Origin of the sequence: Bradyrhizobium sp. (assembly GCF_035273305.1) — a bacterium.
In the GTDB taxonomy this organism is placed as follows: Bacteria; Pseudomonadota; Alphaproteobacteria; order Rhizobiales; family Xanthobacteraceae; genus Bradyrhizobium.
On record NZ_DATEPI010000076.1, the window covers coordinates 1 to 16941 of the forward strand.

Consider the following 16941-nt stretch of genomic DNA (forward strand, 5'->3'; position numbering starts at 1 on the left):
ACCCATAAGCGCGATAGCTCGTTCTTCGGCAAGGGCTGCGTCGCCCACGTGTCGATGGCGCATCCGGTGTCGCCACGGCTGCGCATCCATCTTGCCGCGGCCGGCGAAGCCGAGGGGATCGCTATCGCGCGCGGCGGCACCTATGTTTGTATCGAGGGTCCGCAATTCTCGAGCTACGCCGAAAGCATGACCTACAAGAACCTCGGATATTCCGTTATCGGCATGACCAACATGCCGGAGGCCAAGCTCGCCCGTGAAGCCGAGATCTGTTACGCGACGGTGGCCATGGTGACGGACTTCGATTGTTGGCATCCTGACCATGATGCCGTAACCGTGCAGGACATCATCCGGGTGCTCACGACAAACGCAGAGAAGGCGAAAACCCTCGTTACGCGCGTGGCCAGGGATTTCCCCAGGGAGCACGAGCCCTGTCCCATCGGTTCGGACCGTGCACTCGAGACCGCCTTCATCACCGCTCCCGAAGCGCGCGATCCGGATCTTCTCAGGAAACTCGACGCGGTGGCGGGGCGGGTCCTGGGCTCCTGAAACTTGTGTAATCCATGGGTGCGGCATGAAAGTTCAAGGCAGGCACATCCGCAGCATCTGGCTCGATAACGACGGCTGGTCCGTGGATGCGATCGATCAGAGACGGCTCCCACACCATTTTGTCGTTGAGCGGCTGACGACCTGTGATTCCGCTGCCGACGCGATCCGCTCGATGCTGGTGCGTGGCGCGCCCTTGATCGGCGCTACCGCAGCTTATGGAATGGCGCTGGCAATGCGAGCTGATAGCACTGACCGTGCGCTCGATCACGCGTATCGAACCCTGATCGCGACCCGACCCACCGCAATCAACCTGAAATGGGCACTCGATGAGATGCGCTCGCTGTTACGGCCGTTGTCCGCGGCCGACAGAGTGGCGGCGGCCTATTCCCGCGCCGCGGATATCGCGGATGAAGATGTTGCTATCAACAAGGGCATCGGTCGACACGGACTTGCGGTGATCGAAGCAATCGCGGCAACGAAGAAGCGCGGCGAGCGCGTCAACGTGCTCACCCACTGCAACGCCGGCTGGCTGGCAACTGTGGACTGGGGCACCGCGACCGCGCCCATCTATCTCGCGCATGAAAAGGGCGGCGATATCCACGTCTGGGTCGATGAAACCCGGCCGCGCAATCAGGGCGCCTCGTTAACCGCTTGGGAGCTTGGACATCACGGCGTGCCGCATACGGTGGTGCCAGATAATACGGGCGGACATCTGATGCAGCACGGTTTGGTCGATCTCGTGATCGTGGGCACCGACCGGGTGACTGCCAACGGCGATGTCTGCAACAAGATCGGCACCTATCTCAAGGCGCTTGCCGCGCGCGACAATGGTGTGCCGTTCTATGTCGCGCTACCTTCGCCGACCATCGATTTCACGGTCGACGATGGCCTTACGCAAATTCCGATCGAGCAGCGCGCGGCCGAGGAGGTATCAACCATCATGGGGTTGACCGCGGCGGGAACGATCGAAACGGTACGGATTGTCCCCGAGGGCTCGCCAGTCGCCAATTACGCTTTTGATGTCACTCCGGCGAGACTGGTGACGGGATTGATTACCGAGCGCGGCGTGCTCAAGCCGGACCGCGCCGCCTTATCGGCGGCATTTCCCGAGCGCATCGCGGCTGCGGCCGAATAGGCGAAGGAAGATAGCGGATGCAGAGCGCGTGGATTGATGGTGACGCTGAAGCCGCGGTGGTCCGCTATGCCAACGCCGGTCGCGATCTCGCGCTCAGGGTCTATACGACGCGCCTGTTGGGGCAGGACCCCCGCCTCGTACTGCACGGCGGCGGCAACACTTCGGTGAAAACGCAGGTGACCGATCTCAACGGTGACACGGTGGAAGCCCTCTGCGTCAAGGGCTCCGGCTGGGACATGGGAACCATCGAGCCTGCGGGCCTGCCGGCGGTGCGGCTCGCGCCGTTGCTGAAACTCCGTGCCCGCGAAAAGCTCGCTGATGAGGAAATGGTGCGAGTGCAACGCGCCAATCTGCTCGATCCAATGGCGCCAAATCCGTCGGTCGAGGCATTGCTGCATGCGTTCATTCCGCACAAATTCATCGACCACACCCATTCGACAGCAGTCCTCGCCCTTACCGACCAGACGGACGGCGAGGCGTTGTGCCGCGACGTTTACGGTACGCGCGTCGGCTATGTGCCATATCTGATGCCCGGCTTCGGGCTCGCGAAGGCGGCGGCGGAAGTATTTGACTCCGATCCGTCGGTCGAAGGCCTGATCCTCATCAAGCACGGAATCTTCAGCTTCGGTGCCGATGCACGGGAAGCATATGAGCGCATGATCGGGCTGGTAACACTGGCCGAGCAGCGACTGGCAAAGGGTCGAAAACCGGCATTTGTCAGCACCAAGTTACCAGAGCGTCTGGCACGGCTGGCCGATGTCGCGCCAATTGTGCGGGGTGCCTGCAGCTTGCCGGACAACAAATCCGAGGGAGGCTGGAAGCGCTTCGTGCTCGCGTTCCGCAGCAACGACGCGGTGACGAATTTCGTCAATGGTGCTGAAGTCGCGCGCTACGGCCAGGCTGGCGTGGTGACGCCGGACCACAACATCCGCATCAAGAACCGTCCGGTTGTAGTTGCCGCCCCTGACGGGCGAGACCTGATCGGTTTCGAAAAGCTCGTCCGCGAGTCCGTCGCCAGATATGCCGAAGAGTACAAAGCCTATTTCGCGCGAAACAATGCTCGGGTTGGGGGCATCAAGACCATGCTCGATCCGATTCCGCGGGTGGTTCTGGTGCCCGGACTCGGCCTGTTCGGGCTCGGCCGAGGCAAAAAGGATGCGAACATCGCCGCCGATCTTGCCGAGGCCGCCATCGCCACCATCACGGACGCGGAGGCGATCGGCCGGTTTGATCCGCTGCCGGAGTCCGATTTGTTCGATGTCGAATACTGGTCGCTTGAGCAGGCCAAACTGGGCAGCTCCAAAGAGCTGCCGCTGGCGGGGCAGATCGTCGTCGTGACCGGCGCGGCCGGCGCAATCGGGTCCGCCACGGCGAGAGCATTCGCCGCTGCCGGGGCCGAGGTCGCGCTCCTGGATGTCGACGGGCCTGCGGCCCTGGCAAAAGCCAAGGCGATTGGGGGCGCGGCGCTTGGAATTCGGTGCGATGTCACCGACCAAACTTCCGTCCATGACGCGTTCGCGCGAATTGTCGAGGCATTTGGCGGCGTCGACATCGTTGTCTCGAATGCTGGCGCTGCCTGGCAGGGGCGCATCGGCGAGGTGGACGAGGCGGTGTTGCGACAGAGTTTTGAGTTGAACTTCTACGGCCACCAGCGGGTCGCGCAGGCAGCCGTCAAGATCATGCGTGCCCAGAGGACCGGCGGCTGCCTGTTGTTCAACGTTTCCAAACAAGCCGTCAATCCCGGCCCAAATTTCGGTCCCTACGGTCTGCCGAAAGCGGCCACGCTTTTCCTGGTGCGGCAATACGCGGTTGATTACGGCAGCGAAGGCATTCGTGCGAACGCCGTCAACGCGGACCGAGTTCGTTCCGGTCTGTTGAGCGAGGAGATGATCGCGTCACGGTCCAAAGCTCGTGGTCTCAGCGAATCCGACTACATGCGCGGCAATCTTCTGGGGCGCGAAGTAGTTGCCGAAGATGTGGCGCAGGCTTTCCTAGCCCAGGCACTTGCGCTCAAGACCACCGCGGACGTGACGACCGTCGATGGCGGCAACATCGCGGCAGCGCTGCGATGAGGTGAAGCGCGGGAGTTAACATAGAAAAATTCGGGCGGGGGGGAATGCAGGTGGAAGAGTTCGATTACGTTGTCGTCGGAGGCGGCTCCGCGGGGTGCGCCGTTGCCAGTCGTCTCAGTGAAGATCCGAAAACCACGGTTTGCATGCTGGAAGCCGGTGGCGCAGGCAACAACTGGGTCGTCAAGGCGCCTATCGGCATCGCAATCATGGTGCCGTCCAAAACCAACAACTGGGCTTTCGAAACCGTACCCCAACCAGGGCTGAACGGACGCAAGGGCTATCAGCCGCGCGGCAAGGCGCTTGGCGGGTCAAGTGCCATCAATGCCATGGTCTACATCCGCGGGCATCGTTCCGACTATGACGGCTGGGCAGCGCTGGGCAATACCGGCTGGGGCTACAGTGACGTGCTGCCTTACTTCAAGAAATCCGAAAACAATGAGGCCGTCCGGGATGCGTTTCACGGCACCGGTGGGCCGCTGAACGTCGCCAATATCAGAACCAGCAATCCATTCCAGGACTACTTCCTTGAAGCCGCACGGCAATTGCAGCTTGCGGTGACCAGCGACTTCAATGGGGCGGACCAGATGGGACTTGGGATTTACCAGGTCACGCAGAAGAACGGCGAACGCTGGAGCGCGGCGCGTGCCTATATCGAGCCGAACCTGTCGCGGCCCAACCTGAACATCATCACCGGCGCGCTGGCTCGAAGGATATTATTCAACGGCAAGCGCGCGATCGGGATCGAATTCGGCCGCGACGGCAAGCAGGAATCCGTGCGGGCGCGCAGAGAGGTCATTCTGTCCAGCGGCGCGTTTCAATCGCCCCAACTGTTGATGTTGTCGGGCATCGGCAATGCGCCGGACTTGAAAAGCGTGGGCATCGAAGTCGTGCACCATGCGCCCGGCGTCGGCCGAAATTTGCAGGATCATATTGATTTTGCCTTCACCTACCGCTCCAGGAATCTTGATAATTTCGGTGTGTCGCTGGCCGGCTTTCGTCGGCTGTGGAGAGAAATAGGCAGGTATCGGCGCAATGGCGTCGGCATGATCACGTCAAATGTGGCCGAGTGCGGTGGATTTCTGAAAACCGATCCAAACCTGCAGGTACCGGACATTCAACTGCATTTCAGCGTCGCGACTGCCGACAATCACGGTCGCACCCGCCATCTCGGCCATGGCTTTGGTTGTCACGTCTGCCTGCTGCGCCCCAAAAGCCGCGGCACCGTGGCGCTGAACAGTGCGGACCCAATGGACCCGCCGCGCATCGATCCCAAATTCTACGATCATCCGGATGATCTTGAGGTGATGGTCAAGGGCTTCAAGATCACGCGCCGCATCATGAACGCGGAGCCACTGGCTAAATGGCGGACCGCCGAGATGTACAGCGAGAGTGTTCAATCAGATGACGAGATAAGGACTATCCTGCGGGATCGATCGGACACGGTTTACCATCCCGTCGGCACGGCGCGAATGGGCACGGACGAGATGGCGGTCGTCGATCCGCAACTGAGGGTAGTCGGGGTAGAGCGTCTGAGAGTGGTGGATGCCTCCATCATGCCGACGTTGATCGGCGGCAATACCAACGCGCCATCGATCATGATTGGGGAGAAGGCCGCGGACATGATCAGGTCCGCTCAATAGGGGGGCTTTTCGCGACTAACTTATTCTTCCGACGCGTTTTCCTTCACTCGAACCAGTGTGCGCTTCGCTCGAAACGCTCGAATTACCGCAGGGATAGACCGGTGGCTGCTTCCAACTCGGTAATGGCTTGCGGGCCGTTGACGACTTTGATGGTCCTCATTCCCATCTCACGGGCCGGTTTCAAATTGACGCCGAGATCGTCGAGATAGACGCAGTGCCTGGGATCCACGCCGAGCGCATCGGTCATCATCCGGTAAATGCGCGGGTCTGGCTTGCGTAATCCTATTTTGGCGGACTCGATGATGTGATCGAACAGGGCCATCACCTCGGCAATATAGAGCGACCGACCGCTGGCGCTTCCGATCGCATTGGCAGGAAGATTGTTGGTGATGCAGCCGGTCTTGAATCGGGATTTTACCACTCTCAACGCCTCAACCATTTCGGGACGGAGATCGCCAACGAGCAGCGGTAACACATCCTTGCCGCGAACCTCCGCACCAAGCGCCATCGATTCTACCGCGAACAGTTGATCGAAGGCTTCCAGATCAACTTCGGCGCGCTCGAATTTCGCCCAGGCGTTCTCCCAATGATTATTGGCATTGGTGCGCCGAATGATGTCGGCGGGCAGTCCGCGTTCGCTCTCAAATCGCGCAAACGCCTCGAACGGGGAGGTGGTCAGCACACCTCCGAAATCCCAGATGACCGCTTCGATCATTCGTTTCGTCCTGCAGCTTCAACTGCAAAAACGGCTAACACGCTGCTCGCCACGGGGCCAGCCCTCCCGCGGGTTCACTTGCTATCACGAACGAAATACGATTCATTTCGGCCGCGAGTGGGAGCAGTATCGCGTGACTCACCTTTTCAAATTCGACAGAAAACATCCGGCGCGAATGAAAACGCTGGCGGTTACGATCACTGGATTGATGCTGCTGGTCCCGGGACCGGCCGGTGCGATTGTCGGAGGTGGAGTGCCTTCGGCCGAAGGTATTGGTCGTTCGGTTGTCACGATTGTCGGCTCGCGCGGCAATTTCTGCAGCGGTGTTTTGATCGAGCCAAAATTGGTGCTGACCGCCGCGCATTGCGTCCAGCCCGGAGCGGTCTACAAGATCGTCGAATATGGCGCCGATCGGAAAACCAAGCTGCAGGACGTGAGAACCGTGGTCATACACCCGGCGTTTAACATGCAGGCAATCATGGCCCATCGCGCAAGCGCCGATGTGGCTCTGCTGCAGCTCGAAGCGCAACCCCAGGGCACCAATGCCGCCATCATTGCAGCCCCTCAGCTCCCGATTGTCGTCGGGAGTCGTTTCACGATTGCCGGGATCGGTGTGACTGTGCGCGGCGAAGGCAAGAGCGGCGGAATGGTCCGCGCTGCCGGTCTGGTCGCAACTGGACGGCCGGGCACATTGCAGATTCGCTTGGTTGATCCCGTAGGGCAGGGCACCCGCGACGGACTAGGCGCCTGTACCGGCGATTCCGGCGGGCCGGTATTTGAAGACCGGGCGTCCGGCGCTGTCGTGATCGGTGTAATCAGCTGGTCGACCGGACCCAATGACGGGGCCGGCTGCGGCGGTTTGACCGGCGTCACGCCACTGACGCTCTACCGGGATTGGATTTTGCAGACTGCCCGCGCATGGGGCTCCGCATTGTGACGGCAACGGCTTGATCTCGCGCGATGTGCGGCCGACAATCGGGCTTCGGGCGCCTTATCAGGCGTTGCTAGTCAAAAAAGCGCAGGGCTCATGAACGTATTGGCAAGAGGCGGTCCAGCCTCTCTCTCAATCCAAACGGTGGAGCATTTCGAGGTGCTGATCGTAGGCGCCGGCATTTCCGGCATTGGTAGTGCCTATCACCTGACGAAACAGCTTCCCGGCACTACATTCGTCATTCTCGAAGCCCAGGAGAGTTTTGGCGGTACCTGGCTTACGCACCGTTATCCGGGCATCCGTTCCGATAGCGACCTTTACACGTTCGGCTATCGTTTCAAGCCGTGGACGAGCGCGCCAATCGCGAGTGCTGCCGAGATACGGTCCTATATGGGCGAGGTGATAGCCGAAAACGATCTCGATCAGCATATTCGATATCGCCACAATATTATTTCAGCCAGTTGGTCGAACGAGAGCAATCGTTGGACCATTGAGGCGGTCAAGACCGACAGCGGTGAACCCGCGACCTTCACCGCTAGCTTCTTGTGGATGTGCCAGGGCTATTATCGGCATTCGGAAGGCTACACTCCGGAATGGCAGGGGACACAAGATTTCAAAGGACGGATTGTTCATCCGCAGCGTTGGCCGGATGATCTGGACATCGTCGGGAAGAAAGTTGTGGTGATCGGCTCCGGCGCCACGGCGGCGACGCTCATTCCAGCGATCGCGGAAAAAAGCGGCCATGTTACGATGCTGCAGCGATCGCCGACCTTTTTCAGGACAGGCCGCAACGCGATCGAATTGGCCGAGACGCTGCGGCAACTCCAGATCAGTGAGGAGTGGATCCACGAGATCGTGCGCCGGAAGATCCTGTTCGATCAGGATACCTTTACGCGACGCTCGTTTACCGAACCCGAGAAGGTCAAGCAGGAACTGCTCGGAGGCATTCGCGCGGTACTTGGCCCCGAATCGGACAGCGAGATCGAAAAGCACTTTACGCCGCGATATCGGCCATGGCGGCAGCGCATTGCCTTTGTACCCGATGCCGACCTGTTTGAAGCCATCAAGAGCGGCAAGGCTTGCGTTGTAACCGACGAAATCGACCGCTTCACGGAAACCGGCCTTCTGCTAAAGTCCGGCGCAACGCTGGATGCGGACATCATCATCACCGCGACCGGCTTCAACCTCAATGTGCTGGGCGATATCGTTTTCAGCATCGACGGCAGGCCAGTCGATTTTGCGCAGACCGTCACTTATCGCGGCATGATGTTCACCGGCGTGCCGAACCTGGTCTGGGTATTCGGCTATTTCCGCGCGAGCTGGACCCTGCGCGCCGATCTGGTAGCGGACTTTGTGTGCCGGTTGCTGGCTCACATGAATAAGAAAGGCGCGAAGAAGGTTGCCCCAGCGCTGCGCCCAAAAGACAAGGACATGCCGCTGCTGCCATGGATAGATCCTGAAAACTTCAATCCCGGTTATCTCATGCGCGATATGCACCTGCTGCCCAAGCGCGGTGACAAGCCCGAATGGCAGCACAGCCAGGACTACTGGGCTGAGAAGGATGAGCTACCGGCGATTGATCTCGACGACGCCGCCTTTGTGTATGATTGAGGATCGGGGCGCGGGTTTGCTTAAGTGTTGCAGGTCGTCGGCTTCTGCTGTTCAGCGATTCAATGCGACGTCCCTGAATGCGGCTAGCAGCGGCTTTTCCAGCTTTCCTTGCATGCCGCACAGGATCTCATAAGCCTCTTCCCTCGGTGTGGTTGGCTTATAACTTCGAGACTCGATCAACGCCGAGAAGATGTCGGAGATAGTCAATATCCGCACGATATCGGATATGCTGCCACCGGAAAGCCCATCGGGATATCCGCTTCCATCCAGGAATTCATGATGGTGCCGGACTGCATCGAGAATCTCCTGCGAGATCGCTGGATTTCCCTTGAGCACCTCGAACCCGGCCGCAGGATGCGTCTCGATCAGCGTGCGTTCACGCGGATCGAGCTGCCCGGGCTTGTCGAGGATTGCCAGCGGAATTCGTGCCTTGCCGATATCGTGAAACATCGCCGCCGAATAGAGCCGCTCAAGGTCCTTGCTCGAAAGACCGAGGTTCAGCCCGAAATCGACAGCTACTCCGGCAACAAGAAGACAGTGCTGATAGGTTCCTTCGTGGTGGCGGCGGACGGTCTCGAGCCAACTCCGCAAGCCGTCTTCGGCAATGCTGTCCGCGATCCTGCTACCCGCCTCCTTGGCGCTGGTAACATCGATCGGTCCGCCGGCGAGCACGGCCGAGAACATCGAAACGATAGCAGTGGCGCCGGTGTTCGCGGCTTGACTCGAACCTTGCAGAGCCTGCTTCGAGGTGACCTCTCGCTGATCTCTGTCCGCCAGTTCGGCTAGCAGTCTGGCTTGATTAACCGGATTTACGAGCACGCGCGTCGCCCCCAGGGCATAGGCCTGAACGGTCAATAGCCGTGTTTTATTGTCGACCAAGAATATGCGCTTGCGGGCGTGGGCGAGCCTTCCGAACATTTCCCTGAGGGCTGCGATGTTTTCAATGACGCTGAGGTCGGCGGTGACTACGATGGCATCCGTGTCGCTGGATCGTTCTTTCGCACCGCCAATCAATTCGGATGTGACAGCGTATTTCGGCTCCAGCGTTGCGCGCAGGTTCGAAAGCTTGCTTGCACTATCGGCGACAACATGTACGGGCATTATTGCCTTTGTTTCGTTTTCACGCCGGCAGGCTCATGTATGCCGTCGACTCTTTTTACGATCTGGAGGACGAGGTCCAGCGACGTGAAAGTCTCGCCCATCAGGCAAGCTCCCCGGTGGGTTGCCTTTTCGGGGACTTTTTCGCCGCCCTGTCTCTCTCCAAAAACCGGACACCGATTTGATCGCCGTCCATGCGCACGAGCTGGCAGCGACGAAACGCAAGCCCAGTCGAAGACAGGAGCAGAAAGAACTCCTTGAGGTCCAATCCCTCGACAGTGCCCTCGATCCGTAACCGAGCGCCCGTTTGGGATACGTCGATCATCATGCACTTGCGTCGCCAAGTCCCGTCGATGCCCATGATGTAAACATGGATCCCGCGTTCGAAGTCGACGCGTTCGCTCTTTCTGTCCCCATAGGTCATTTATGAAATCCGATGTTTAATTGAAGGCAAATGTCGGTTCAGGCGCACCTCGCGCTGGCCTCGCGGACTTGCCAAAACCGAAGCAGCCGCTCAGCGTTTGTTTTCGATAATTTCGCGAATTGAGATTTCAGTGTCTCTTGGCCCATTTTGGGGGCCGAGCCAGGCGGGAGCTTGGCCGCGAGAATCGCGCTGACAGTCTCCCATTTGCAATCAGCAACCTTGCAGGGGATCAACAGGCCATCGTCTATTGGACTGTTCATGAGAGGCTTAATGATTTCAAGCGAAGTGGACGACAGCAGCGACAGTGCCACAGTCATCTCCTCGTATTTTCGACTTCTCGCAAAGTCACACAGCGTACCTTCGTGAAGCGCGCCTTCGGCTCGCAGCAGGGCGACTGAAACCTTGGCCCTGCGGAAGTCACGTGGCTTGCTGGACTCCCGATCCACCGCCGCTGTGGCAGCGTTCAGGGCCTGCCGCATCTCATCCTGGAATTCGGCAGGTGTGCGGGCAAGAAGCCGTGAACGAACCGTTTCGCTCGCACGTGATAGGAGCTGCTTGAGAAGCTTAAGCGGTAGATCAAGCCGCGTCCCAGTAGTTTCGGCCAATCTGTCGTTCCCCTCCGCCGCTTTGAGCAGCAGGTCAAAGCCGTTATCCGAAAGCTTCGCCCCGGAATTACCGGCGACGCTCAGGACCACGGCTTCATCGCCGCGATCAAGGAGCACATCGCTAACCGCGGCTTCAATTTGTGCTCGCTCGGAAATCGCCAAAAGATGACTCTGGCTCCTGGTCTTTGCGATTTCGACAAGGTCAGCCGTGGTCAGACGCGGAGAATTTCTTAGAATCGGTCTCGCAACACCGATCTCGGAATGGCCTGCCAAACACAGCGTGAGATCGGGTGGGGCATTGGCCATCGGCGCCAATCGCTCGCTGATCTCCACCAGCGTTCTTGCTTCAATTCGCTCGACCAGCTGGACCAGAACGTCGTCGAAAATACCGATTTGCTCGTCGCTCAATCGATCCGCTTCGAACAGAAATAGATCAGTGGCCTGCCGCAGCATGGCCAGGCGCTTTTCCGACGAGCCGCTTTGCAGGGCGGCATCCAGCTCATCGAATAGCCAGGAGGTATCGGCTTTCTGCACGATCTCGATCCACAAAGTTCACGTGCTGGCGCAATTGCCTCGACGTGGCTGCGAGCCGGCGGCCAAGCCGTCCGCACAATCGGAACTCAATCGCGTAGAATGTCCTTTAAATAACAATGTCTGGTAAACCCGCTGATGTTTGAGACGGCATCGGCAGGAGGGGGGTCGGGGCTCGTTTTGATGCAGGACCGCATTTTTCGCGCGTGATTGCCGAAGCGCCTCGATTTGCGATTCGATAACCATATCGCTCAATCAAGCGTTCAAGACGATTTACAAATCCGTCGTCCGGTTCTCACGCTTCATAGCGCGCGGCGCATCCTAGCTTAGTCGGTAGCTCGAGCTCAGCTCAGTCGATTGCCGTTCAGCGCGAACGTTTGGCGAGCTTCGGCAGGTGGGCGCGCCGTGATGTCGGCCGTTAACGGCACAGACAGCCGGCAGATCAGCCCTTCGGAGCGCCAGTCGAACTCGGCCTGTCCTCCCAGTTGCGACTCGATGCTGGCGATCACGCTTCTCGTTCCGAAACCCCGAGCGGCGGGCTTTTCAACGGCAGGGCCATCCTTCTCTTCCCAGACGATCTGGAGAAAATCTCCATCGATGCCCCATTGAAGTGAAAGCCGGCCGGACAGCGTGGAAAGTGCGCCGTACTTCGCCGAGTTGGTGACCAGTTCGTGCAACGCCAGTGCCAGGGTTTGCGCAGTCGCCGGTTGCAGCTGTATGTCGCCACCGCGGAAACTGATCTGATCGCTCGTTGCATAGGGCGCGAGTTCCTCGTCAACCAGCTTTCCGATTTCGGCGCCCTGCCAGCTCGACAGCGAGAGGATCGTGTGCACTCGTGCCAGTGCGCTGATCCGTCCTTCCACCGCCTGCATATAGGTCTTGACGTCTTCGCCACGTGTCAAGCGCACGATCGATTGCGCGAGCGCCAAGGCATTTTTCGCGCGATGATCGACTTCCCGGGCAAGCAGCGTCTGGCGCTCTTCGGCGCGCTTCCGCTCGGTGATATCGACGGTGACCCCGCTGACGCGGACCACACGCCCGGCCTTGTCGACGGTTGCCGCCGCGCTACCCACACACCAGCGGGTCTCGCCATCGGGTCGGTTGACCCGAAACTCGGCCTCATATGATCGGCGGCCTCGGGCAAACTGGGCGACCGCCTTGCGTAGCTGATCGAGATCGTCCGGATGAAGCAGCGCCTGAACGTTGGCAGTCGTCACCACGAACCGCTGTGGATCAACACCGAAAATCTGGTATTGCCCTTCGTCCCACATCCAGTCCCCGTTGGTCCAGTCCAGATCCCAGGAGCCCATTTTGCCTGCGGCCAGAGCCAAACTTCGGCGCTGCTCGCTTTCCACGAGTCTGCCGTTTGCTTCCTCCAGCTCCGCCGTCCGCGCGCGAACGCGACTTTCAAGCTCCGCGTTGAACAGCTCTAATTGCCGTGTCTTGCGATAGAGCTCAGCGAACACCCTGATTTTCGCACGCAACACCTCGGGAATGACTGGCACCGGCACATAGTCCACTGCGCCCATCTCATAGCCGCGAAGCCGGTCGATATCGCTGACTTGAATCGCGGAGATGAATATCATCGCTGTCTTCTGAAAACGGGGATGCTCGCGGATCATGGCGGCCAGTTCGAAGCCATCGAGTTCCGGCATGCAGACGTCGACCAGTATGACAGCGACTTCGTTCTTAAGCAGGAATTCGAGCGCCTCGCGGCCCGATGACGCGATGACGAGATTTTCTCCAAGCTCCTTCAGAATGACCTCATAGGCGAGCAGCTTTGCCGGCTGATCGTCGACTAAAAGGATGTTTACCTTTTCATGGTCGTTCATCGGACACGCCAATCAGCGGTGCAGCCACATGCGTATGGCGAGAAGCAATTGCTCGGTATTGACAGGTTTGGCCAGGTAATCAGAGGCGCCCGCCTCAAGGCACTTCTCCCGGTCCCCTTTCATCGCTTTGGCAGTGAGCGCGATGATAGGAAGGCGACGGAACGCCGGGTCCTCTCGGATGACGGCGATGGTCTGATAGCCGTCCATCTGCGGCATCATGATATCCATCAGAACGATCGCGATCTCCGGATTGGATTCAACCAGCGCGACCGCCTCACTTCCCGTGGTGGCGGTGAGCACATTCATGCCGCGCCGTTCCAGCACGCTGGAAAGCGCGAAAATGTTGCGCGCGTCATCGTCCACTAAGAGCGCCGTTCTGCCGACCAGGTCTTCATCGGAACTGTTCAGCTTCTCGAGCATACGCTGCTTCTCGGCCGGCAATTCCGTGATCACACGGTGCAAAAACAATGACGTTTCGTCGAGCAATCTCTCCGGCGATTCGACCCCCTTCACGACAATGCTTCTTGCCATGGTGTGAAGTTCCGCGTCTTCCTCGACCGAAAGCTCGCGGCCAGTGAATACGACCACGGGGACATCGGACAGCGAATTGTCATTGCGAATGCGGTCCAACACCTCGAAGCCGGTCATGTCAGGCAGCCGTAAATCGAGAACCACGCAATCGCAGGGATTTTCGCGCAAGGTGGAAAGAGCCTCAGCCCCGGTTGCCGTCGTCACAATTTCAATGTCGTCGTGCCCCAGCAGCTCCTTGATGCTCATCTGTTCCGCGGCATTGTCCTCCACAATCAACAGGCGCTTGCGACGCGGCTTGGCGTACTCCTTGATGTGGGATAGCGCGGCGCTCACTCCCTCGGTCGTCGTTGGCTTGTTGACGAACGAAAACGCCCCGCGGGCCAATGCGTGCTGACGGTCTTCATCGAGCGTAATGATCTGCACCGGAATGTGCCGGGTCAGCGGGTTGTGCTTGAGCTGGCTCAGCACCGTCCAGCCCAGCATGTCCGGCAGGAACACGTCGAGCGATACCGCGGTTGGCTGAAATTGCTTTGCAAGGTCCAGCGCCTCGGAGCCGCGCGCGGCCACCAGCACCTTGAATCCCTTGTCGCGGGCGAGATCGACCAGCACCCGTGCATAATGCGGGTCATCCTCGACGATCAGGAGGATGGTGTCTCCGGGTTCGAGATTGAGGCGGTCATCCGGAAGTTGCTCGATGACGCGCTCTTGCGTTGCCGTCGGGAGCGCCGGTGCGGTATTGTATTGCGAGGAAGAATTGACCCGCGGCGCTACCGTCGGTCCGGAGTATTTCAGGGGCAAATACAGCGTAAAGACACTGCCTTTGCCTGGCGTGCTCTGCAGGTGAATTTCGCCACCTAAAAGATTGGCGAGCTCGCGGCTGATGGCGAGACCGAGCCCGGTGCCGCCATATTTACGGCTCGTGCCTGCATCAGCCTGCTGGAAGGCCTCAAAGATCAGCTTCTGCTTTTCCAGGGGAATGCCGATACCGGTGTCGGAGACTTCAAAGGCGATGACGGCGGCGGACTGATTGAGCACGGGATGTTCGGCGCTCCAGCCGCCTACGGCGGCCGCCACGCTCAGACGCACCCCGCCATCCGCGGTGAACTTGAAGGCGTTCGAAAGCAGGTTCTTTAGCACCTGCTGCAGCCGTTTCGAGTCGGTGACGATACTGCGCCCGAGATTCGGATCGAGCTCGACGGTAAATGCCAACTGGCGGTTCTCCGCCTCATGCCGGAACGGACGTCCCACCGTCTCCAGCAGGTTTGCGGTGAGGATTTCTTCGGCGTCCACCGTAACCGTTCCAGATTCGATTTTCGACAGATCGAGAATGTCGCTGATTAAGTTCAGCAGATCGGTTCCGGCGCCGTGAATCGTGCGCGCGAATTCAACTTGCTTCGCGGACAAATTGCCGTCCGGATTTTCCGTAAGCTGCTGGCCGAGAATCAATATGCTGTTGAGTGGCGTTCGCAGCTCATGCGACATGTTGGCCAGGAATTCGGACTTGTATTTGGACGTGAGCGAAAGCTCGGTCGCCTTTTCTTCGAGCGCGCGCCGCGCCTGCTCGATTTCCTGGTTCTTGCGCTCGACTTCGACGTTGCGCTCGGCGAGCTGTTGAGCTTTCTGCTCGAGCTGCTCGTTGGTCTGTTGCAGTTCTTTTTGCTGGGTCTGCAATTCTCCGGCGAGCTGCTGCGATTGTTTCAGCAGGCCTTCCGTCTGCATCGTCGCCTCGATGCTGTTGAGCACGATGCCAATGCTGTCGGTCAGCTGTTCGAGGAAAGTCATTTGCGAGGTCGTGAACGTGCTGATCGAGGCCAGCTCGATCACAGCCTTGACCTCGTTCTCGAACAGGATCGGAAGTACCACGAGATTTTTCGGCGGCACCCGCAGCAGCGCCGAATTGATCGGAACCACATCGCTGGGAATTTCTGATACCAGCCGCTGCCGCTTGTCCATCGCGCATTGCCCGATCAGGCCTTCGCCAAATTGCACGATTTGCGGATGCGGACTGACGCCGTCGCCGGCGTAGGCCGAGAGCAGGCGCAAATGCGGCGCGTCTTCATTCTCGACCTGATAAATCACTCCCATATGGGCATTCACCAGCGGGGTCAGTTCGGTCAAAAGAAGCCGGCCGACCGTGGTCAAGTCCCGCTGTCCCTGAAGCATGTTGGTGAACTTGGCGAGGTTCGTCTTCAACCAGTCCTGTTCGGTATTGACGTCAGTGGTCAGCCGCAAATTGCCGATCATGGTATTGATGTTATCTTTGAGCTCGGCGACTTCGCCTCGGGCGTCGACCTGGATCGAACGGGTGAGGTCGCCCTTGGTCACCGCGGTTGCCACTTCGGCGATGGCGCGAACCTGGGACGTCAGGTTTGCTGCGAGCAGGTTGACGTTGCCCGTCAGGTCTTTCCAGGTGCCGGCCGCGCCGGGCACGTTGGCCTGACCGCCGAGGCGTCCCTCCACGCCAACTTCGCGCGCGACGCTCGAGACCTGATCAGCGAACGTCGCCAAGGTCTCCGTCATGTTGTTGATCGTGTCGGCGAGCGCCGCCACTTCGCCTTTCGATTTCACGGTCAGGTTTTGGTTCAGGTCGCCATTGGCGACCGCGGTCACCACCTTGACGATGCCACGCACCTGTTCGGTCAGGTTGGCGGCCATGAAATTCACGGTGTCGGTCAGGTCCTTCCAGGTTCCGGCGACGCCGGGGACCTGTGCCTGCCCACCGAGCTTGCCGTCGGTGCCGACTTCGCGCGCGACGCGGGTGACCTCGCCGGCGAACGTGTTCAGCTGGTCGACCATCGTGTTGATGGTGTTCTTGAGCTCGAGAATTTCGCCCTTCACATCGACGGTGATCTTGCGAGACAAGTCGCCTCGCGCAACTGCGGTGGTGACTTCGGCGATGTTGCGGACCTGCGTCGTAAGGTTGGCGGCCAGCAAATTGACATTGTCCGTGAGGTCTTTCCAGGTGCCGCCGACGCCGGGCACGACAGCCTGACCGCCCAACCGGCCTTCGGTGCCGACTTCACGCGCCACGCGGGTAACTTCGGCCGCGAACGAGCGAAGCTGCTCGACCATGGTGTTCAAGGTATCCTTGAGCAGCAGGATTTCGCCGCGAACGTCGACCGTAATCTTCTTCGACAGATCGCCACCGGCGATCGCAGTCGCCACCTCGGCGATGTTGCGGACTTGCGCGGTGAGATTTGACGCCATGAAGTTGACGTTGTCAGTGAGGTCCTTCCACGTCCCCGCGACCTCCGGCACTTCGGCCTGGCC

General features: G+C 59.5%; 11 protein-coding genes and 1 pseudogene. 6 read left to right on the forward strand and 6 right to left on the reverse strand.

Annotation, left to right across the window (positions count from 1 at the left end):
* From VJV58_RS04940 to VJV58_RS04955, 4 genes and pseudogenes are all read left to right on the forward strand, one after another.
* Positions 1–546 (forward strand): annotated as a pseudogene (locus VJV58_RS04940) (S-methyl-5'-thioadenosine phosphorylase); the annotation flags it as partial.
* A 25-nt stretch (positions 547–571) separates the two neighbouring features.
* Positions 572–1681: an S-methyl-5-thioribose-1-phosphate isomerase gene (gene mtnA, locus VJV58_RS04945; RefSeq protein WP_324136224.1), complete on the forward strand. Its 1110-nt coding sequence runs from the start codon at positions 572–574 to the stop codon at positions 1679–1681.
* Positions 1682–1698: 17 nt separating this feature from the next.
* A complete protein-coding gene (locus VJV58_RS04950; RefSeq protein ID WP_324136225.1) occupies positions 1699–3753 on the forward strand; it encodes a bifunctional aldolase/short-chain dehydrogenase in 2055 nt (684 codons plus the stop codon).
* 44 nt (positions 3754–3797) lie between these two features.
* Positions 3798–5393, forward strand: coding sequence for a choline dehydrogenase (locus VJV58_RS04955; protein ID WP_324136226.1), 1596 nt, complete (start codon positions 3798–3800; stop codon positions 5391–5393).
* Positions 5394–5475: 82 nt separating this feature from the next.
* On the opposite strand, the gene VJV58_RS04960 is transcribed toward VJV58_RS04955, so the two are convergent.
* Positions 5476–6108, reverse strand: coding sequence for an HAD-IA family hydrolase (locus tag VJV58_RS04960; RefSeq protein ID WP_324136227.1), 633 nt, complete (start codon positions 6106–6108; stop codon positions 5476–5478).
* Between the two features lie 175 nt (positions 6109–6283).
* On the opposite strand from VJV58_RS04960, the gene VJV58_RS04965 reads away from it, so the two are divergent.
* On the forward strand, positions 6284–7045 hold the full coding sequence (locus VJV58_RS04965) for a S1 family peptidase (protein WP_324136228.1): 762 nt from the start codon (positions 6284–6286) through the stop codon (positions 7043–7045).
* 90 nt (positions 7046–7135) lie between these two features.
* Entirely contained in the window at positions 7136–8650 is a 1515-nt protein-coding gene (locus VJV58_RS04970) for an NAD(P)/FAD-dependent oxidoreductase (protein WP_324136229.1), read from the forward strand.
* A 51-nt stretch (positions 8651–8701) separates the two neighbouring features.
* On the opposite strand, the gene VJV58_RS04975 is transcribed toward VJV58_RS04970, so the two are convergent.
* The 5 genes from VJV58_RS04975 to VJV58_RS04995 all read right to left on the reverse strand — a co-directional run.
* Positions 8702–9751 carry an HD-GYP domain-containing protein gene (locus VJV58_RS04975; RefSeq protein ID WP_324136230.1) on the reverse strand — a complete coding sequence of 350 codons (1050 nt, stop codon included), beginning with the start codon at positions 9749–9751 and terminating at the stop codon, positions 8702–8704.
* A 100-nt stretch (positions 9752–9851) separates the two neighbouring features.
* Positions 9852–10172: a PilZ domain-containing protein gene (locus VJV58_RS04980; protein ID WP_324136231.1), complete on the reverse strand. Its 321-nt coding sequence runs from the start codon at positions 10170–10172 to the stop codon at positions 9852–9854.
* A gap of 38 nt (positions 10173–10210) precedes the next feature.
* Positions 10211–11311, reverse strand: coding sequence for a DUF2336 domain-containing protein (locus VJV58_RS04985; protein ID WP_324136232.1), 1101 nt, complete (start codon positions 11309–11311; stop codon positions 10211–10213).
* 341 nt (positions 11312–11652) lie between these two features.
* Complete coding sequence (locus VJV58_RS04990) at positions 11653–13140, reverse strand: HWE histidine kinase domain-containing protein (RefSeq protein WP_324136233.1); 1488 nt, start codon at positions 13138–13140, stop codon at positions 11653–11655.
* Positions 13141–13152: 12 nt separating this feature from the next.
* Positions 13153–16941 (reverse strand): response regulator (locus tag VJV58_RS04995; protein WP_324136234.1); only part of this gene is annotated, 3789 nt, incomplete at its 5' end.

Coding starts and splice junctions, on each gene's coding strand:
- mtnA (WP_324136224.1), top strand. CDS start 572: ATGAAAGTTCAAGGCAGGCACATCCGCAGCATCTGGCTCGATAACGAC.
- VJV58_RS04950 (WP_324136225.1), top strand. CDS start 1,699: ATGCAGAGCGCGTGGATTGATGGTGACGCTGAAGCCGCGGTGGTCCGC.
- VJV58_RS04955 (WP_324136226.1), top strand. CDS start 3,798: ATGCAGGTGGAAGAGTTCGATTACGTTGTCGTCGGAGGCGGCTCCGCG.
- VJV58_RS04960 (WP_324136227.1), bottom strand. CDS start 6,108: ATGATCGAAGCGGTCATCTGGGATTTCGGAGGTGTGCTGACCACCTCC.
- VJV58_RS04965 (WP_324136228.1), top strand. CDS start 6,284: ATGAAAACGCTGGCGGTTACGATCACTGGATTGATGCTGCTGGTCCCG.
- VJV58_RS04970 (WP_324136229.1), top strand. CDS start 7,136: ATGAACGTATTGGCAAGAGGCGGTCCAGCCTCTCTCTCAATCCAAACG.
- VJV58_RS04975 (WP_324136230.1), bottom strand. CDS start 9,751: ATGCCCGTACATGTTGTCGCCGATAGTGCAAGCAAGCTTTCGAACCTG.
- VJV58_RS04980 (WP_324136231.1), bottom strand. CDS start 10,172: ATGACCTATGGGGACAGAAAGAGCGAACGCGTCGACTTCGAACGCGGG.
- VJV58_RS04990 (WP_324136233.1), bottom strand. CDS start 13,140: ATGAACGACCATGAAAAGGTAAACATCCTTTTAGTCGACGATCAGCCG.